The 18,905-nt window shown below is 67.3% G+C and carries 18 protein-coding genes; 10 read left to right on the top strand and 8 right to left on the bottom strand.

The features are described from left to right. Positions 1 to 338: 338 nt before the first annotated feature. Positions 339 to 1,508: a sterol desaturase family protein gene (locus FKV23_RS09200; protein WP_141623585.1), complete on the top strand. Its 1,170-nt coding sequence runs from the start codon at positions 339 to 341 to the stop codon at positions 1,506 to 1,508. Here FKV23_RS09200 and FKV23_RS09205 read toward each other — a convergent pair. Continuing rightward, the gene (locus FKV23_RS09205; protein ID WP_141623586.1) at positions 1,433 to 1,615 is read right to left on the bottom strand and encodes a DUF4175 domain-containing protein; all 183 of its coding nucleotides are present in this window, start codon (positions 1,613 to 1,615) and stop codon (positions 1,433 to 1,435) included. The two genes, FKV23_RS09200 and FKV23_RS09205, sit on opposite strands and share 76 nt — an antisense overlap. A 15-nt stretch (positions 1,616 to 1,630) precedes the next feature. Further along, on the bottom strand, positions 1,631 to 3,268 hold the full coding sequence (locus tag FKV23_RS09210; protein WP_141625134.1) for a serine hydrolase: 1,638 nt from the start codon (positions 3,266 to 3,268) through the stop codon (positions 1,631 to 1,633). Between the two features lie 137 nt (positions 3,269 to 3,405). Between FKV23_RS09210 and FKV23_RS09215 the strand changes: the two genes are divergently transcribed. Continuing rightward, on the top strand, positions 3,406 to 4,671 hold the full coding sequence (locus tag FKV23_RS09215; protein ID WP_141623587.1) for a TIGR03862 family flavoprotein: 1,266 nt from the start codon (positions 3,406 to 3,408) through the stop codon (positions 4,669 to 4,671). Positions 4,672 to 4,698: 27 nt separating this feature from the next. Here the strand turns inward: FKV23_RS09215 and FKV23_RS09220 are convergent, their stop codons facing one another. Continuing rightward, positions 4,699 to 5,589, bottom strand: a complete 891-nt coding sequence (locus FKV23_RS09220) for a LysR substrate-binding domain-containing protein (RefSeq protein WP_208543135.1) — start codon at positions 5,587 to 5,589, stop codon at positions 4,699 to 4,701. Between the two features lie 125 nt (positions 5,590 to 5,714). Here FKV23_RS09220 and FKV23_RS09225 point away from each other — a divergent pair, with 125 nt between their 5' ends. The 5 genes from FKV23_RS09225 to htpG all read left to right on the top strand — a co-directional run bounded on the left by FKV23_RS09225 (position 5,715) and on the right by htpG (position 10,330). Next, positions 5,715 to 6,440: a glutathione S-transferase family protein gene (locus FKV23_RS09225; protein ID WP_141623589.1), complete on the top strand. Its 726-nt coding sequence runs from the start codon at positions 5,715 to 5,717 to the stop codon at positions 6,438 to 6,440. Positions 6,441 to 6,619: 179 nt separating this feature from the next. Continuing rightward, positions 6,620 to 7,009 carry an ArsR/SmtB family transcription factor gene (locus tag FKV23_RS09230; protein WP_141623590.1) on the top strand — a complete coding sequence of 130 codons (390 nt, stop codon included), beginning with the start codon at positions 6,620 to 6,622 and terminating at the stop codon, positions 7,007 to 7,009. A gap of 4 nt (positions 7,010 to 7,013) precedes the next feature. Beyond that, positions 7,014 to 7,583 (top strand): SRPBCC family protein, encoded by a 570-nt coding sequence (locus FKV23_RS09235; RefSeq protein WP_141623591.1) that lies wholly within the window; start codon positions 7,014 to 7,016, stop codon positions 7,581 to 7,583. 99 nt (positions 7,584 to 7,682) lie between these two features. Continuing rightward, positions 7,683 to 8,147 carry an FKBP-type peptidyl-prolyl cis-trans isomerase gene (locus FKV23_RS09240; protein ID WP_141623592.1) on the top strand — a complete coding sequence of 155 codons (465 nt, stop codon included), beginning with the start codon at positions 7,683 to 7,685 and terminating at the stop codon, positions 8,145 to 8,147. A gap of 290 nt (positions 8,148 to 8,437) precedes the next feature. Further along, positions 8,438 to 10,330, top strand: coding sequence for a molecular chaperone HtpG (htpG, locus tag FKV23_RS09245; RefSeq protein WP_141623593.1), 1,893 nt, complete (start codon positions 8,438 to 8,440; stop codon positions 10,328 to 10,330). A 289-nt stretch (positions 10,331 to 10,619) separates the two neighbouring features. On the opposite strand, the gene FKV23_RS09250 is transcribed toward htpG, so the two are convergent. Then, the gene (locus tag FKV23_RS09250) at positions 10,620 to 11,531 is read right to left on the bottom strand and encodes an AraC family transcriptional regulator (protein ID WP_244243959.1); all 912 of its coding nucleotides are present in this window, start codon (positions 11,529 to 11,531) and stop codon (positions 10,620 to 10,622) included. 203 nt (positions 11,532 to 11,734) lie between these two features. Between FKV23_RS09250 and FKV23_RS09255 the strand changes: the two genes are divergently transcribed. After that, complete coding sequence (locus tag FKV23_RS09255) at positions 11,735 to 12,742, top strand: aldo/keto reductase (protein ID WP_141623595.1); 1,008 nt, start codon at positions 11,735 to 11,737, stop codon at positions 12,740 to 12,742. Positions 12,743 to 12,808: 66 nt separating this feature from the next. Here the strand turns inward: FKV23_RS09255 and FKV23_RS09260 are convergent, their stop codons facing one another. Further along, positions 12,809 to 13,609 (bottom strand): sulfurtransferase, encoded by an 801-nt coding sequence (locus tag FKV23_RS09260; protein ID WP_141623596.1) that lies wholly within the window; start codon positions 13,607 to 13,609, stop codon positions 12,809 to 12,811. A 211-nt stretch (positions 13,610 to 13,820) separates the two neighbouring features. Here FKV23_RS09260 and FKV23_RS09265 point away from each other — a divergent pair, with 211 nt between their 5' ends. After that, positions 13,821 to 14,138 (top strand): HPF/RaiA family ribosome-associated protein, encoded by a 318-nt coding sequence (locus tag FKV23_RS09265; protein ID WP_141623597.1) that lies wholly within the window; start codon positions 13,821 to 13,823, stop codon positions 14,136 to 14,138. A gap of 174 nt (positions 14,139 to 14,312) precedes the next feature. On the opposite strand, the gene soxR is transcribed toward FKV23_RS09265, so the two are convergent. Then, the gene (soxR, locus tag FKV23_RS09270) at positions 14,313 to 14,753 is read right to left on the bottom strand and encodes a redox-sensitive transcriptional activator SoxR (RefSeq protein WP_141623598.1); all 441 of its coding nucleotides are present in this window, start codon (positions 14,751 to 14,753) and stop codon (positions 14,313 to 14,315) included. 122 nt (positions 14,754 to 14,875) lie between these two features. Between soxR and FKV23_RS09275 the strand changes: the two genes are divergently transcribed. Further along, positions 14,876 to 16,261, top strand: coding sequence for an MFS transporter (locus tag FKV23_RS09275; protein ID WP_141623599.1), 1,386 nt, complete (start codon positions 14,876 to 14,878; stop codon positions 16,259 to 16,261). A gap of 9 nt (positions 16,262 to 16,270) precedes the next feature. On the opposite strand, the gene FKV23_RS09280 is transcribed toward FKV23_RS09275, so the two are convergent. Continuing rightward, positions 16,271 to 17,446 carry a glycosyltransferase gene (locus tag FKV23_RS09280; protein ID WP_141623600.1) on the bottom strand — a complete coding sequence of 392 codons (1,176 nt, stop codon included), beginning with the start codon at positions 17,444 to 17,446 and terminating at the stop codon, positions 16,271 to 16,273. A 96-nt stretch (positions 17,447 to 17,542) separates the two neighbouring features. Beyond that, complete coding sequence (locus FKV23_RS09285; protein ID WP_141623601.1) at positions 17,543 to 18,844, bottom strand: MFS transporter; 1,302 nt, start codon at positions 18,842 to 18,844, stop codon at positions 17,543 to 17,545. Positions 18,845 to 18,905: the final 61 nt, after the last annotated feature.

Consider the following 18,905-nt stretch of genomic DNA (forward strand, 5'->3'; position numbering starts at 1 on the left):
TTCAACGACCCTGTCCCAGTGCGCTTTCCCATATCAGGTGGACCGCGCTTCGTACGCGCAAGATGAAGATTCCCTCGACATGATGACCCCGACGGCCGCTTGGTGATGTCAAGACGCGTTCATCCAGATTCGCGATGCAGGAGCACCTGTCGCAGCCATACCTTGCCGGGGAGGGCCTCGCCGGTCGCCACCCGTGCGCTGTTGAACCCGGAAACATCCACCACACGGGGGTTCATCAGCGCCCATGAGTCCTCGCCCGCGGAACCTCCCCCAAAGCGATGTGGCGACGCGGCCGCTGTTCGACTAACTTCTGCGGAACTCACTGAAGGGGGATACGCATGGAACCTGCGCAGCGCTCGTGGTTCGCCTGGATTTCCGCCGGACTGGGCCTTTCGGCCTTGCTCGGCGTGCTGTGTTTCCATTTCCCCGAACTGCTGACCAGCCGCGATTTTCGCGCCGTCTACAGCGAGCAGTTCGCGCGCCAGCTGCTGTTGGCCGGGCTGGTCGTGGCGTTCCTGCTCGGCACGTTGGCGATCCTGCGCAACCGCAACAAGCGGGTCGCACTGGTCGGGGTCGGCAGCGCGGCGCTGGCGGTGCTGCTGGGCGGCGCCACGGTGCACTTCGATTCGATCGAATCGACGCCGTTCTCGCTGGGGCTGGACTGGTTCGTGATCTCGCTGTTCTTCTCGGCGCTGGTCTTCATCCCGATCGAAAGGATGCTTCCGGTGCGGCCAATGTCGCCGCTCCGGCACGAGTGGCGCACCGACCTGGCCTATTTCTTCATGAGCCACGTGCTGGTCCAGTTCCTGCTGATCGCGGTGACTGCCTCGACCTCGACGGTTGCAGCATTCGCGGCGTTTCCGGCGCTCAAGGCCGCGATCCAGTCGCTGCCGGTATGGCTGCAGTTCCTGATCGCGGTCTTCGTCGCCGACCTGGCACAGGCGCTGCTGCACCGGGCGTATCACAACATCCCCTGGCTGTGGCGCTTCCATGCCGTGCATCATTCGAGCCGACGCATGGACTGGCTGGCCGGATCACGCATTCACCTGGTCGAGATCGTGCTCACCCGCAGCGCGGTGCTGCTGCCGCTGGTCGTGCTCGGCTTTTCGGCCGAAGCGATCAACGGCTACGTGATCCTGGTCGGCGTGCAGGCGGTGCTCGCGCACGCCAACCTGCGCATGGACTTCGGCTGGCTGGAATACGTACTGGTCACCCCGCGCTATCACCACTGGCACCACGCCCGGCACGCCGACTACGTGGACGTGAACTATGCGATCCACCTGCCGTTGGTCGACATGCTGATGGGCACCTTCCGCCGGCCGCCGCGCGGGCAATGGCCGGAGGAATACGGGGTGATGAAACTGGAAACCGTACCGCGCGGAGTCTGGGCACAGGGACTGATGCCATTCTCGCCGCGCAAGGCGTATGCGGACTACGTTGGTGGCAACGGAGCAGCCGCAGACCACGGCGGCCAGGGCAGTCCGAGCAGCGGTGCGAGCAACCAGTAGGCGCACAGCAGCACCAGCCCCCAGACCAGCACCTTCAGCAGGCAGCCGGTGACCTTGAACGCCAGCCAGATGCCCAGCACGATCAGGACGATTCCCAGCCAGCTCACCGCGCACCTCCAGCTTCATTCGTCGTTCGTTTCGCCCTGCTCCACCGGCTTGAGCCGCAGATGATGGAAGTCGAAGCTGAAGTCGGTCAGCGGCGAGATCGCCTCCATCCGTGCCTCGCGGACCTTGCCATCCGGGTTCAGCGAGAAGGTGACGAAGGCATCTGCATTCAACCAGCGCTCATGCCAACGGACGATGAAGGTGTCGTGATGCCAGTGTTCCAGCGAACCGCGCAGCACCGGGGTGTGCGCGAACTGCATCAGCAACCTGCCGTCCTGCATGGAAACGTCGATGTTGCCGTACCACGGGTCGCGATAGGTACGCGCATAGCCCGTCAACGGCAATGAAGGTTTCGACTTCGCATCGCGTGCGGCCAGGTGCTTCCGCCAGTCCTCCCCGGCCTCATCCCGGCTCTTGGCTACCGCTGAGGCATAGGCGGCGTTCCAGTCGCGCGTTGGCTCATGGTGCCCCGGCACATCGAGCATCGCGTCCAGCGCGCGCATGGTGACCGCGTTGAACGCCGCACCGACTTCGGCATTGGTCAGCACGATGATGCCGATGCCCTTCGACGGCACCAGGGTCAGCCGCGACACCATGCCCGGCCAGCCGCCGGTGTGCCAGACCAGCTTTTCGCCGCGGTAATCGGTCAGGCTCCAGCCTTCGCCGTAGCCGGAGAAGTTCGGCATCGCCGGCTCGAGTTCGGGCACCGGCGCCTTGCCGACCGCGCGCGGCGTCACCACCGTCCACATCGCCTGCTGGCGCTTCTCGCTGAACAGCCGTTGCTCGGTTCCGGCCGCATCGCGGTAGGTGCCGCCGGCCAGGTGCATGCTCATCCAGCGGGTCAGGTCGTGGACGCTGGAGTACAGACCGCCCGCACCGGAGACGTTGGCCCAGGCCATGCGCGGTGCCGGCTGCACGTCCTTGAAATCGGCCTTGGCATAGCCGGTGGCGACGTTGTCGCCGGGCTGCAGGCGATCGCTGTTGAAGCGGGTGCCGGCCATGCCGAGCGGGTCGAGGATGCGCTGCTGCAGGAAGTCGGCATACGACTGCCCGCTGGCCGCCTCGATCACCAGCTGGGCGACGCCGTAGAGGATGTTGTCGTAGGCGTACTGGCCGCGGAAGCTGCCGTCGATCGGCACGTCGCGCAGACGTCGCGCCACCTCCTCCGTGCTGTAGTCGGTGGTCGGCCAGTACAGCAGGTCGCCGGCACCCAGTGCCAGCCCGCTGCGGTGCACGAGCAGGTCGCGGATACGCATCTCCTGCGTGATGTAGGCGTCCGACATGCGGAACCATGGCAGGTGGTCGATGACGCGGTCGTCGAGCGACAGTTCGCCCTCGTCGGCGAGGATCGACAGCGAGACGGAGGTGAAGGCCTTGGTCAGCGAGGCGATCGCGAACAGCGTCTGTGGCTCGACCGGCTCGCGCGATTCCAGGCTCTTGAAGCCGTAGCCCTTTTCGAGCACGACCTCGCCGTCCTTGACGATGGCCACGGCGATGCCGGGCACGTCGAAGGTTTCGCGGGTGGCTTCGACGAAGGCATCGAAAGCGGCCAGCGTGCTGGCCTCGCTCGCGGGGGCGGCTTCCTGCGCCATCGAAGGCACAACCGCCATCGACAGCGCCACCCCAAGCATCAAACCGGTGATCGCCCGTCCCATCGCCCCTTGCCCCACCCCTTGCCTGCTGTTCCCCATTCCCGGCTCCCGCCATGCACAAGGCGCTGACATTACCGCAGCCGGGGCGAGAGTCGGCAGCCGGCATAATGTCGGCCCCTGTCCCGATGCCGTCGCCACGCATGCCCTCCATCCCGACCACCCTGCCCGGCCTCGCCGTCATCGGCGGCGGCCCCGCCGGCCTGATGGCGGCCGAAACCGCACGGGCGGCCGGCATCGAGGTCGACCTGTTCGAGGCCAAGGGCTCGGTCGGACGCAAGTTCCTGATCGCCGGCAAGGGCGGGCTCAACCTGACTCATGGCGAGCCGCGTCCGGCCTTCGACACCCGCTACCGCGAGCGCGCCGCCGAGGTCGGTCGCTGGCTCGACGATTTCGATGCCGATGCCCTGCGCGACTGGGCGCGCGGCTTTGGTATCGAAACCTACGTCGGCACCTCCGGACGCGTGTTCCCGGACGACCGCAAGGCCGCGCCGCTGCTGCGCGGCTGGGTAAGGCGGCTGCGCGAGCAGGGCGTGCGCTTCCACGTCCACCATCGCTGGCTGGGCTGGGGTGACGACGGCGCGCTGCGCTTCGAGACACCCGCTGGCGAGATCGCGCTGCAGGCGCCAGCCACGGTGCTGGCACTCGGCGGTGGCAGCTGGCCGCAACTGGGCTCCGACGGCAGCTGGGTCTCATCACTGATGGCACGTGGCATCGACGTCGCTCCGCTCAAGCCGGCCAACTGCGGCTTCGATATCGGCTGGAGCGAACACCTTGCCCGCCACGCAGGCGCGCCGTTGAAGCCCGTGATCGCGCACTGGCGCGATGCCGGCGGCGAACACGCATTGCAGGGCGAGTGCGTGCTGACGGAAACGGGCATCGAAGGCAGCCTGGTCTATGCCCTTTCGGCCGACCTGCGCGAGGCGATCGCCCGCGACGGCAGAGCCAGTCTGACCCTCGACCTCGCCCCGGGCCGCGACCTCGAACGCCTGCAACGCGACCTCGCCCGCCCGCGCGGCAAGCGCAGCCGCGTCGAGCACCTGCGTCGCCAGGGCGGACTGTCCGCGGCGAAGGCCGCGCTGGTGATCGAAACCCTCGGCCCGGAGGCACTCGACGATGCAGGCAGGATCGCCGCCGCGATCAAACGCCTGCCTCTCGTGCTCAAGCAGCCACGACCGATTGCCGAGGCGATCAGCAGTGCAGGTGGCGTGCGCCTGGAAGCACTCGACGACTCTCTGATGCTGCGCCCCCTGTCCAGTCATGATCTGCAAGGTCGTGACCTCTCCGGCATCTTCTGCGCCGGCGAGATGCTCGACTGGGAAGCGCCGACCGGCGGCTACCTGTTGCAGGCCTGTTTCGCGAGCGGCCTGCGCGCCGGTCGCGGTGCGGTGGCCTGGCTCTCGCGTTGAACCGGTAGCAGGAACCCGGCCGCGGCGTCACTCCGCGCCGACGCGGTCGACAAGGAAGTCCATCACGGCGCGCACGCCGGGCAGTTGCCCACGACGATGGGTGGTCAACAGGGTGGTGGTGATCGTACCTGCCTGCCAGTCCGGCAATACGCGGGCGAGCATGCCGGCGGCGATGGCCTGGCGGCACATCGGTTCCGGCAAGCAGGTGATGCCGAGCCCGGCACACGCAGCTCCGATCAGCACGCTGGATTCGTTCGCAACCATGGCCGGCTGCGGGGCGACGGCGCATTCCGCCCCATCGGGACCGGTCAGCCGCCATTCGCGCGCGGTCGGCGCACTCGGCAGGCCCGCGTGCGAGGCCAGGTCTGCCGGCGTGTCCGGCTGGCCACGGTCGGCGAGATAGGCCGGCGAGGCGACCAGGATGAAGGGTTCCACCAGCAGCTGGCGCTGGATCAGCCCGGAATCGGGCAGCGGCATCCGGTGGCAGCGCAGGGCGATGTCGACGTTCTCCTGCAACAGATCCACGAAGCGGTCGGTGACCTCGACCTCGAGCCGCAACCGCGGGTGGGCGCGTGCCAGCACGGGCAGATGCACGGCCAGCACGCCCTGCGCGGTGGGGATGGAGCAGGTCAGGCGCACCACGCCGCGGGGCTCGGCCTGCCGTTGCCGCACCACGCTCTCGGCCGCCTCGGTTTCGATCAGCGCGGCACGTGCATGCTCGTGGAAGTCGCGGCCAAGGTCGGTGAGCACGAAACTGCGCGAGGTGCGGTGGATCAGGCGCGCCGACAGCGCTTCCTCCAGCGCGGCCACGCGCTTGCTGACGGTGGACTTGGGCACGCCGAGATGCCGGGCGGCCGCGGCGAAGCTCCCTTGCTCCACCGCGGCGACGAAGAATTGCAGGTCATTGAGATTGAGCACGGACATCGTCCATGTATGTGGACATTCGAAGTCAATCTAGACGACTACTCAGCCATCGTCCATGTCAATAGATTTCAGGTGCCCCGCAACGCGGGCGAACCCAACCCACACAGGAGCACCTGACCATGTCCCCCATCCTCTTCTACGGCGTCCCCTCCGGCTGTTCATTCGGCTCCATCGTCGCCCTGGAATGGCTTGGCCTGCCCTATCGTCTGTGCCGGATCGAGATGCCCGAGGTCGCCACCAGCGAGGCCTACCGCCGCATCAATCCGGTCGCCGAGACCCCCTCCCTGCTGACCGCCGATGGACACCTGCTCCGCGAGAGCCTGGCGATCCTCAATCACCTCGGTTCCCAGGCCACGAGCAATGGCTTGGCCTTCGCCCAGGGCACGCCGGAGTTCGACCGGCTCAACCAGATGCTGGCCTACCTCAACACCACCTATTTCGGCGCCTTCGCGCCTCTCTGGTACCTGCTGGAGCATTCGATCGGCGACACCGAGAAACAGGCACTGCGCGAGTACGGGCGGGCACTGGTGGAGAAGGCCCATGCGGACCTCGAGGCCATGCTCGGCGATCAGCCCTGGCTGCTGGGTGGGCAGCGCAGTCTGGCCGACGCGTATTTCGCGGGCATCGCGCGATGGACCCGTTACCACGACGACGTCATCGATCTGGCCGACTATCCGCGATTGAAGGCCTTGTACGAACGCCTGCAGGACGACCCCGCGGTCCGGTTCGCGCATGCCATCGAGCACCAGCAGGCAGTCACCAGTGCCGGCGGCTTCCGGGGCGAAGTCACCCTGGCGGAGGCCCTCGATCAGTTGGCCGAGGCGACGCAAGAACCCGTTCAGTGAGCCTGCTCCATATCGCCACGCAATCTGTACGCAACACATCCCTCCCGCAGCAGCGCGGGAGGGATGTGCGAGTCGGGCCATGAGACCGGCACCGGAGCGCCATGACCGCTTGTCGGCCACCGCACAAACATTTCACCAAACGGTTGACATTTGTCCTGCACCTGCGGATAGTCAACCACATGGTTGAAAATAATCCGCAAACACTGGACGCCCTGTTCCACGCCCTGTCCGACCCGACCCGGCGCTCGATGCTGCAGGCGCTGGCCCGGCAACCGCACAAGGTTGGCGAGCTGGCTGCGCCGTTCGAGATGTCGCTGGCCGCGGCCTCCAAGCACATCAAGGTGCTCGAACACGCCGGCCTGGTCCGGCGCGAGATCAGCGGCCGCACCCACACCTGCCACCTCGAGGCCATGCCGATGCACGCCGGCCTGGAATGGATCCGCCACTACGAACGCTTCTGGAACAGCCGCTTGGATGCCCTGGAAGCCCTGCTGAGGGCGGACGATGCCGCCCGCCCTGTCCCCGCGCCTGTCCCTCCCCAGCGGCGCAAACGCAAGAAGAAGGAGTGAGTCGATGAACATGAACAACGATGCCCACGGCACCCTGCTCGCGGCCGACACCATCCGCCTGCAACGCACCCTGCCCGGCCCGGTCGAGCGTGTCTGGCGCTACCTGACCGAACCGGAACTGCGCCGCCAGTGGCTGGCCGGCGGCGCCTTCGGCGCGCCCGGTGATCGTCATGAACTGGTGTTCCGCAACAACTCGCTGACCGAGAACGACGAGCCCGCACCGGCCAAGTACGCCGACATGGCCGACGAGGTACGCATCCATGGGCGGGTGGTCGAGTGCACGCCGCATGAGCGGCTGGTCATCACCTGGAACGAGAACGACGAAGGCGTCGGCTCCGAGGTCGCCTTCGAACTGCAGCCGCGCGGCAGCGAGGTCGAACTGACCCTGACCCACAGCCGCCTGCCAAGCCGCGACTCCATGCTCAGCGTCGCCGGCGGCTGGCACGCCCACCTGCGCGTGCTGATCGCGCGCCTGCGCGACGAAACGCCGCCCGGGCTCTGGGCCAGCTTCAACCAGCTGGAAGCCGAATACGATCGCCTGATCCCGCAGGCCACCGATCCAGCGGCGGCCTGAGTCGCCTCGGCAGGGACAACACGCCGGCCGGCCCCCTCCGGCCGGCGCACGTCGAAGGGCGGCGATGCGATACTGGCCCGCCCATCGTGACCCGTGCCGATGCAGCGCTCCATTCCATTCGCCAGCCAGCTCTTCGCCTGCCTGTTCTTCGCCAGCCTGCTACTGACCCTCTCCGCCTGCCGCGACCCCGGCCCGCCGCCGGGCGGCACCGTCGCCGAACTGCAGCGTATCGACGTGCACGAAGGCGATGGCGCCCTCGCCCGCCCCGGCATGGAAGTGACCGTTCACTACACCGGCTGGAACTACGACGAGCGCCAGCCGGACCGGCGCGGCGAGAAGTTCGACAGCTCGGTCGACCGCGGCGAGCCTTTCACCTTCCTGCTTGGTGCCGGCCGGGTGATCCGCGGCTGGGACGAAGGCGTGGCCGGCATGCGCGTGGGCGGCAAGCGCGAACTGCATATCCCGGCTGAACTCGGCTATGGCAGCCGTGGTGCCGGCGGCGTGATCCCGCCCAACGGCTCGCTGGTATTCGAGGTCGAACTGCTCGACGTGCGCGAGCGCTGATCAGCGCCATGGTTTCGTAGCCCGGGCAAGCAATCGGCTTTCCAGCCAACTGTCCAGACGCGCCCGGGCATGGCTCTGCAGGACCTTCCGCGACATGGATGTTGCGGATGAGCCCCCATGGACGGGTTTACGGCGTGTCCTGCAGAGCCATGCCCGGGCGCGTCCTCATGCACGCACTCAAAGCAGATCCCATGCCCGGAATGACGGGCACGGAACATTGAGGCTTGAAAGCTCGCCGCACGGCCCCATCCAGCGCCCTGTCCACGCACCACCGCGCACAGGAGCCCGCCATGAGCGTCGAAACCCACAAGGAAACCCTCGGCTTCCAGACCGAGGTCAAGCAGCTGCTGCAGCTGATGATCCACTCGCTGTATTCGAACCAGGAGATCTTCCTGCGCGAGCTGGTCTCCAACGCCTCCGACGCCATCGACAACCTGCGCTTCCAGGCCATCGCCCGGCCCGAACTGCTCGAAGGCCAGGGCGAGCCGCGCATCCGCATCTCCACCGACAAGGATGCCGGCACCGTCACCATCGAGGACAACGGCATCGGCATGAACCGCGACGAGGTCGTCGCCAACCTCGGCACCATCGCCCGTTCCGGCACCGCCGAACTGCTGCGCGGCATGACCGGCGAGCAGAAGAAGGACTCACAGCTGATCGGCCAGTTCGGCGTCGGCTTCTACTCCTCGTTCATCGTCGCCGACAAGGTCGAGGTGTTCACCCGGCGCGCCGGCGCGCCGGCCGACGAGGGCGTGCACTGGAGCTCGAACGGCGAAGGCGAGTTCGACATCGCCACCCTCGACAAGCCCGAGCCTGGCACCCGCATCGTCCTGCACCTGAAGGAAGACACCCGCGAGTTCGCCGATGACTGGCGCCTGCGCGGCATCATCAAGCGCTACGCCGACCACATCGGCGCCGCGATCGAGATGCCGAAGCAGGACGACGACGGCAAGGCCGGCGACGAGTGGGAGAGCGTCAACGACGCCAGCGCGCTGTGGACCCGGCCGCGCAACGACGTGACCGACGAGGAATACCGCAGCTTCTACCAGCACACCGCCCACGACTTCGAGGACCCGCTGGCGTGGAGTCACAACAAGGTCGAGGGCAACCTGGAGTACACCTCGCTGCTGTACGTGCCGGGCCGCGCCGGCTTCGACCTTTACCACCGCGACGCCAGCCACGGCCTCAAGCTGTACGTGCAGCGCGTCTTCATCACCGACCGCGCCGACCAGTTCCTGCCCCACTACCTGCGCTTCATCCGCGGCGTGGTGGATTCCAGCGACCTGTCGCTGAACGTCTCGCGCGAGATCCTGCAGAACAGCCCGGTCATCGGCTCGATGAAGACCGCATTGACCAAGCGCGTGCTCGACATGCTCGGCAAGCTGGCCAATGACGACGCGGAAAAGTACGCGAAGTTCTGGGACCAGTTCGGCGAGGTGCTGAAGGAAGGCCCGGCCGAGGACTTCGGCAACACCGAGAAGATCGCCGCCCTGTTCCGCTTCGCCTCTACCTTTGACGACAGCGGCAAACCGTCGGTGGCGCTGGCTGACTATGTCGGACGGATGAAGGACGGCCAGGACAAGATCTACTACCTGATCGGCGAAAGCCACACCCAGCTGCAGGGCAGCCCGCACCTGGAGGTATTCCGCAAGAAGGGCGTGGAGGTGCTGTTGCTCAGCGACCGCATCGACGAGTGGATGATGGGCTACCTGCGCGAATTCGACAGCAAGTCCTTCGTCGACATCAGCCGTGGCGACCTCGACCTCGGCAGCCTGGATTCCAGCGAGGACAAGGCCGCGCTGGAGGAAGCTGCCAAGGCCAGCGAAGGCCTGGTTGGACGGATCAAGACCGCACTCGGCGACCAGGTTTCGGATGTGCGCGTATCCCATCGCCTGACCGAATCCCCGGCGGTGCTCGCCGCCGGCGAACACGACGTTGGTGCGCAGATGCGGCAGATACTCGAAGCCACCGGCCAGTCCATACCCGAGTCAAAGCCGGTGTTCGAATTCAACCCCGGCCACCCGCTGATCGAACGGCTCGACCGTGAAAGCGACGGCGAACGCTTCAGCGCCCTCAGCCACATCCTGTTCGAGCAGGCCTCGCTGGCCGCCGGCCACGGGTTGAAAGACCCCGCCGGCTACGTCGGCCGCCTCAACAAGCTGCTGATCGAACTGGCGGGCTGACCGTGATCTCCCGGGTGCGCTTCGCTTACCCGGGCTACGATCCTGGCGGGCTGATCTCTACCCCACATCTTCCGGATGCGAGTGTGGCTACGGCCACACCCGCAGCATGGAGTGGTCAAGGAGATTTCCACCATGAGCGCCGGCCAACCATCCAGAAGCCGGCTGCCATGCCTTTGCGGGACCGTCCGCAACATGGATGTTGCGGAAGAGCCTACATGGACGTATTCACGGCGCGTCCCGCAAAGGCATGGCAGCCGGCTTCCGCGGGATACGAACCGATCTCACACCATCACTCCAGCACTCCCCGCATCGCCCGCACCTCGCGCCGCGGCGGCGCGCCGAACAGCCGACGGTATTCGCGGCTGAACTGCGACGGACTCTCGTAACCGACCCGGTGCGCGGCCGAGGCCGCCTCCAGTCCCTCGCTGAACATCAACCGCCGCGCCTCGTGCAGGCGCAACTGCTTCTGGAACTGCAGCGGTGACATTGCCGTCACCGCCTTGAACTGGTGGTGCAGCGACGACGGACTCATGTGCACCGCCTCGGCCAGCGACTCGATCCGCAGCGACTGGTCGAAACGCGACCGGATCCACTCGATCGCACGTGCCACCCGCTGCGTCCGCCCATCGTGCACCGCCAGGTCGCGCAGGCGGTGGCCGAGTTCGCCCATCAACACCCGGTAGTGGATCTCGCGGCACGCTGCCGGCGCCAGTACCGGCAGCTCGCGCGGCTCGTCCAGCAGGCGCACCAGCCGCAGCAACGCATCGAGCAGGGCTCCCGACATCGAGGCCACATACAACCCCGGCTCGCCAGCGCCCGCCGTTGCCGTCGCGGCACCGGGACCCAGATCCAGCATCAGCCGCGAGACCTCCTCGGTATCGATGTCCAGCCGCAGGCACAGGTAAGGGCGTTCCGGACTGGCTTCCAGGATCTGCCCCACCGCCGGCAGGGTCACCGACACCACCAGGTAGTTGAGCGGGTCGTAGTGGAACACCCGGTCGCCCACCAGCGCCCGCTTGCTGCCCTGCACGACCACGCACAGGCAGGGCTCGTAGACCGATGGCAGGCCGTCATTGGGCGTGCTGGCCTGGATCAGGGTCAGGGATTCCCAGGCTGAGCCATGCACGCCATCACCTGGCACCAATCGGGCAATCCGTTCGGACAGCTCCTGCTGACGGGGATCGGCGGCCGGCGCAGGCATGGCTTTTGATTTCGTCTGCAATTGCATGATTTTAATGGCAGTTGACGTGCGACCAAGCATACGTCGCGCACTCATTCTCCGCTGAAGCCTGCCGATCAACATGCAGGATCGGGCAAGAATCCTGCGGCAACCTGCTACCGGACCGGGCGCGACCGGACCTAGCCTGCCCGCACTGCCCCAATCCACACCCCCAGGAGCCTGCCATGACCTCCCCCGCCACGACCACCGTTCCACGCCGCCAACTTGGACAAGGCCTCACCGTGTCCACGATCGGCCTCGGCTGCATGGGCATGTCCGACTTCTATGGCCCGTCCGACGAGCAGGCCAACCTGGCCGTGCTCGACCATGCCATCGACATCGGCGTGAACTTCCTCGACACCGCCGACATGTACGGCGTCGGCCGCAACGAGGCGCTGCTGGCCAAGGTCCTCGCCCGTCGCCGCGACGAAGTCGTGCTGGCGACCAAGTTCGGCAATGTGCGCGCAGCCGACGGCACCTTCCTTGGCATCGACGGCTCGCCCAAATACGTCGCCGCGGCCTGCGATGCCAGCCTGAAGCGACTCGGCGTCGACCACATCGACCTGTACTACCAGCACCGCGTCGACCCCAAGGTGCCGGTCGAGGACACCGTCGGCGCGATGGCGCGACTGGTCGAGGCCGGCAAGGTGCGCCACCTCGGCCTGTCCGAGGCTTCAGGCGACACCGTGCGCCGTGCCGCCGCCGTGCATCCGATCGCTGCGCTGCAGAGCGAGTATTCGCTGTGGACGCGCGACGTGGAGAACGACGCCCTCGTGGCCTGCCGCGAACTGCACGTCGGCTTCGTCGCCTACAGCCCGCTCGGTCGCGGCTTCCTCACCGGAGCGATCCCATCGACCGATAGGCTCGCCGCCGATGACTGGCGACGGCAGAACCCGCGCTTCCAGGACGGCAACATCGACGTCAACCGTGCGCTGGTACAGGCGGTGACCGAACTGGCGCAGGCACGCGGATGCACGCCGGCACAACTGGCGCTGGCCTGGCTGCTGCATCGCGGGCCAGACATCGTGCCGATTCCCGGCACGCGCCGGATCAGCCGCCTGGACGAAAACGCGGCCGCGACGACGCTGGCGCTGGACGCCGCCGAGTGGGCCCAACTGGACGAAGTCCTGGCCCACTACGAAGTCGCTGGCACCCGTTATCCGGCGGCAGCCATGGCCAACGTCAACGTCTGAGCCCTCCCGGCCCCATCTCTCAGGCGCCCAGGCGCCGCAACTCCCGCAGCAGGTGGCCTGGCAGCGTCAGGCCGCCTGCCTGCCGGTGCCGGATGCTTCCCGGGCGGCATCTTCCATGTCGTCATCGACATCGCCTGCATCGACCAGCGGCGCCAGTCCGGGATCCAGCGCGACACGCTCGTCGAACACGAAGCAGCGGCCGTCGTAGTGCGCACCGCCAACCTGTTCGAAGTAGCCGAGGATGCCGCCGTCGAGCTGCAACACGTTGTCCATGCCGGTGGCGTGCATCCACAGCGCCGCCTTCTCGCAGCGAATGCCGCCGGTGCAGAAACTGACCACGGTGGCGTCGGCCAGCGCCTCGCGGTGCGGCTCCAGCGCGTCGGGCAGGTCGGTGAAGTTGTCGATCGGCAGGGTCAGCGCATTGGCGAAGGTGCCGTGGCCGACCTCCTCGCGGTTGCGGGTATCGAGCATCACCACCCGGCGGCCGTCGTCGTCATGCCCCCGCTCCAGCCAACGCGCGAGGTCGGCCGGCGCCACCGTCGGCGCACGCCCGACCAGTGGCGAGGCATCCTCGCGGCGGAAGGCGATGATCTCGCGCTTGAGCTTGACCTTGAGGCGGGAGAATGGCTGCGTGCGGCTGTGGCTGTACTTGACGACGACATCGGCGAAGCGCACGTCCTCACGCAACGCGTCGAGGAAGCCCTCGATGGCCTTGGCCGTACCGGCCAGGAACAGGTTGACCCCCTCTCCGGCGACCAGCACGGTACCGCGCAGCTCGCCCGATTCGGCAAAGTCGCGCAGGCGCGCGGCGAGAACGGCCGGATCGTCGACCGGAGTGAAATGGTAGGCGGCGATATTGACGAACATCGGCGGATTCTACGCCGGGTATACGTCCCACGCCCTGAACCCGGATGCTTCACCACGTTCAGTCGCAGCCGGAAGGGGGGAGAGCTATCCGGCTCTTACTCCGGCCGGAACCTGACGCCCTTCGCGTGGTCTGAGTACAGGCACTACCTAGATGGTGCCGGGCGGACGCGAACCGACGATCCGCCCTCCCAAGAACTACAATGGAGGCGCAATGAAGGTACAGATCAACACCGACAGCCACGTCCAGCACGATGAATCCCTGACGCGGCATGTCGAATCTTCCGTCGCGGGGTCACTCGACCGCTTCGGCGACCAGATCACCCGAATCGAAGTCCACGTCCGCGACAAAAACGGAGGCAAGAGCGGCGGCAACGACAAGGTCTGCCTGATGGAAGCCCGGCTCGAAGGCCGGCCGCCGATGACCGCCTCCGAAGACGCCGATACCGTCGCCTCTGCCGTATCCGGCGCCGCCCGCAAGCTGCAGCGCGTTCTCGACCACGCCTTGGGCAAGCTCGCGCACGCACACTGAGACGTCCTCCACTCCCGTTTCACCTTGGCCCGGGCAAGGCCGCAGGCCTTACCCGGGACCGACGGCCAATGAGCGCGAAGACGCTTCGCTTGCCGGGCCAGGGCCCGCCCGGACCACGACGACGCGACGGCCGAAAAACGGCCCGGTCGGATTCTTTCCTCTTTCTCTTCTTTCCTATTCCTCCCAGCGCCGGGCGCCCGCCCCGTCTTCATGCAGGCGGTCGCCCGGGTTGGCCAGCCTGCAACGCTCCAGCGACAGGCAGCCGCAACCGATGCATTCGCCAAGCGTGTCCCTGAGCCGGGTCAGCTGATGGATGCGTTCGTCCAGCTCCTCGCGCCAGCGCGTCGACAGCCGCATCCAGTCCTTGCGCGTCGGTGTGCGGTTGTCCGGCAGCGTGGCCAGGGCCTCGCGGATCGTCGCCAACGGGATCCCGACCCGTTGCGCGACCCGGATCACCGCCAATCGCCGTAGAGTGTCGCGCCCGTAACGACGCTGGTTGCCGGCGGTCCTGTGGCTGTGAATCAGGCCCTTCGATTCGTAGAAGTGCAATGCCGATACCGCCACGCCGCTGCGTTCGGCCACGTGGCCGACGCTGAGTTCGGAGCTTAGTCCCATATCACCGCCTGTTGACCTCAACCAAACTTGAGGTCATATCCTCGCGCTTCCGCCATGCCGCATGCAACCTTAGATGCGAGCGCGTGCCCTGCCACACCCCCATTAATCCAGGCGCCCCATCGATGTCCACCACCCTGGCCACATCGCACACCGACCCGGCCGCTCGCCCGGATGGCCTGCTCTCGCCCCGTTATCGCACCATGACTGTGGCCATCGTCATGCTCGAAGCGCTGTATGCCTTCGAGGCACTCGGCGTGGCAACCGCGATGCCCACCATCGCCACCGCCCTTGACGGACTGTCGATGTATGCGATGGCGTTTGGCACCACGCTCGCAGCCAGCGTAATCGGTCTGGTGGCCGGCGGACAATGGAGCGACGCCCGCGGCGCGCATCCGCCGCTAAGGGCCGGCATCGTGGCTTTCGTGCTCGGTCTTCTGGCCGCCGGACTGGCCACCGACATGCGCGTCTTCATTCTCGGCCGCGCGGCGCAGGGGCTCGGGGGCGGACTGCTGTCGGTCGCGCTCTACATCGTGGTCGCGCAGGCCTATCCGAAAGCGCTGCATGCGCGCATGTTCGCCGCCTTCTCCGCGGCCTGGGTGGTGCCGGCCATGGTCGGCCCGGCACTGAGCGGCCTGATCGTCGAACACCTGCACTGGCGACTGGTGTTCCTGGCGGTGGCCGCGGGCACGGTGATGGTCGCGCCGCTGGTGCTCGGCCCGGTCCGGATTGCCGGCAGCGACAACACCGCGCGTGCAACGACCACATCGTTGTGGCCACGGCTGGCTTGGGCGGCCATCGCCGCCGGCGGCGCCATGCTGCTCCACCCGGCCGCACGGATGGGCACCACTGCTGGCTGGATGTTGTGTGCGTTCGCGATCCTTCTGCTGATGCTGGCCTGCCGGCAACTGCTGCCGGCTGGAACCTTGAGGCTGGCACGCGGTCTGCCGACGGTGGTAGCCCTGCGCGGGCTGGCCTCGGCGGCCTTCTTCGGCACCGAGGCCCTGCTGCCCTTGATGCTCTCGCGCGAACACGGCTTCGCCCCGGCCCAGGCGGGCATGGCGCTGACGCTGGGGGCGATCGGCTGGTCGCTGGGCTCGTGGCTGCGCTCGCGACTGGATGGATGCGAGCCGGTGCGCCTGATGCAGGCCGGGCTGGCGCTGCTGGTGACCGGAACGGCCGCCACCGCGACCGCCGCCTGGGCCGACATGCCGGTGGCGATTGCCCTGTGCGGCTGGGTCGCGGCGGGACTCGGCATGGGCCTGACCCGCCCGACCCTGGCCGTGCTCACGCTGGAACTGGCACCGGATGGCCGCCAGGGCGACAGCGCATCCGCACTGCAGCTGTTCGATGCCTTGTTCACCGCCACCGTGCTGGCCGTCAGTGGCAGCCTGCTCGCGGCCCGGCTGACCACGGCGCCAACCTTGGCCTATGCGTCGATTCTGGGCGTATCCGGCCTGCTCGCCCTGGCCGCGCTTGCCGCCGCCGGACGGGCACGTCCCGTGACGTGAACCCTGCACTCATCCTTCATCGACAAGCCGCTGATAGAGGTCGACCACCCGCCCCATCAGGGCATCCGTGCTCCATGTCATCGCGTCCGCCGGACCCGCGGCCGACAACGCCGCCCGACGCTCCGGCGAACGCAATAGCCCGGCAACATGGCCCGCGAATTCGGCCACGTCCTCGCCACTGACCAGCGCGCTGCAGGTGCCCTGCAACACTGTGGCGGTACCCATCACCGCGGTCGACACCACCGGCACGCCCAACGCCATCGCCTCGGTCAGCACCAGGCCCTGGGTCTCGGTCGGCGAGGCGAACACGAACACATCGCCGGCACGGTAGGCATCGAGCAGTTCGGTACGCCGATCCAGGTTGCCGAAGAAGCGCACGTTGTCAGCGATCCCCAACCGGTCGACCATCTGCTTCAGCCGCGTCGCATCCGGCCCCTCGCCTGCGACGATGAAGAGCAGGTCGGGGAATTCCGGCACCAGCCGCTTCACCACCTCGATCAGGAAGGCGATGTTCTTCTCCATCGCCAGCCGGCTGACCGTGACCAGAGTCGGCCGCGCCGGCGCGATTCCATGCCGGTGCCGGAACGCGGCGCCATCGCCACCCTTGAACTCATCCAGGTCGATACCGGTCGGGATCACTGTCGAAGGCGTCTCCACGCCATAGCGCTCAAGCACCTCGACCATCTGCCGGCTCGGCACGATCAGGTGGTCGACGCCATGGCAGAGGAAGCGCGACACCTGCCGCGCGATCATCCGCAGAAGCCCGCCCGGCAGCCATGGCAGGTAGTGGGCGATGTACTCCTCGAAATAGGTGTGATAGGTCTCGACCGTCGGCACGGCGGTCAAGTCGGACAGCCGCACGCCAAGCCTGTGAGCGCGGAACGGCGTATGGATGTGCACCACGTCCCAGCGTCCCGCCACCAGCTTCGGCAACACCTCGCGCATGGCCGGGGCGCGGATCAGACGATCTTCGGGGTCGAAGAAGATCACCCGCGATGGCAGCCGGATGACTTCCAGTCCCGGCAGTCCGTCATCGTCATCCTGGCCACTGCCCTCGCCGTAATCCGGCACGACCAGGGTGACCCTGTGACCCATCTGCAGCAGCGACCGGGCGAACGTACGGATCGAGGTGGAGACCCCGTTGACCCGCGGGAAGTAGACGTCCGACAGCATCAGGATGTTCATCAGCTGAGGCTATGTCGGTCGGATGACAGTCGGGTTTCATGCATGCCTGCATCCTTCGCCACGGGGCTCCGGCGCGTCAAACCGATGACACGCGACTCAATCGTGGAGCTTGCGCGGGATCGCCAGCAGGGCAAGCAACGTCAGCAACGCAGCGCCGGCCGCATACCAGCCGACCGCCGCCAGTCCGTAGCGGCCGGCCAGCCATGTCGCCGCGTACGGCGCCAGCGACGCGCCGAAGATGCCCGACAGGTTGAACGCCAGCGAGGCTCCGCTGTAGCGCACCTCGGCCGGGAACAGCTCGGCCAGGATCGTGCCGAGCGGCCCGTAGGTCAGGCCCATGACCCCCAGTCCCAGCGCGAGGAACAGCGCCACGCCCACGGTACTGCCAGCGACGAACAGCGGCTCGAACGCCAGCCCGAACACGAGCACGGCCAGCGTCGCCAGCATCATCATCCGTCGGCGGCCGACACGATCCGCATACGCCGCCGCCAGCGGGATGGTGATGGCAAAGCACACCACGCCCGCCATCTGCATCCACAGGAACTGCTCGCGCGTGTAGCCGAGCTGCGAGGTGCCCCAGCTCAGTGCGAACACGGTCATCAGGTAGAACAGCACGAAGGTCGCCAGCGCCGCCACCGTGCCTTTGAGCAGCGCGCCCGGATGCCGGGTCAGCACGTCGAGCATCGGCATACGGACGCGCTCCTGGCGGTCGATCACGCGCTGGAAGGCCGGCGTCTCGCTGATCCGCAGGCGGATCCACAGGCCGAGGAACACCAGTACCGCGCTGCCGATGAACGGAACCCGCCAGCCCCAGGAGAAGAAGGCGTCGTCGTCCATCACCGCGGTCAGCAGCAGGAAGGTGCCGGTGGCAAGGAAGAAGCCGATCGGCGCGCCGAGCTGCGGGAACATGCCGTACCAGGCGCGCTGGCCCGGCGGCGCGTTCTCGGTCGCCAGCAGCACCGCCCCGCCCCACTCGCCGCCCAGGCCGAGGCCCTGCCCGAACCGGCACAGGGCCAGCAATGCCGGCGCCGCCACGCCCCATTGCGCATACGTCGGCAGCAGGCCGATCACCACCGTCGACAGGCCCATCGTCAGCAGCGCCGCGACCAGGGTCGCCTTGCGCCCGACCCGGTCGCCGAAGTGGCCGAACACCGCCGAACCGATCGGGCGGGCGAAGAACGCCAGCGCGAAAGTCGCCAGCGATTGCAGCGTCGACGAGGCCGGATCGGCGGCCGGGAAGAACAGCGCCGGGAACACCAGCACCGCGGCGGTGGCGTAGATGTAGAAATCGAAGAACTCGATGGTGGTGCCGATCAGGCTGGCGAACAGCACGCGCCCCTTGGAATTGCCTGCAGGCAGATCCTGCGCACGGGGGATGGTCACGGCGGCATCGGTCATCGATTAGTGTCTTCAACGGATCGTGGACGGCCGATTGTAGGGTCGAAGGCAACGTCCGCGC

Origin of the sequence: Lysobacter alkalisoli, from assembly GCF_006547045.1 — a bacterium.
Taxonomy (GTDB): Bacteria; Pseudomonadota; Gammaproteobacteria; order Xanthomonadales; family Xanthomonadaceae; genus Marilutibacter; species Marilutibacter alkalisoli.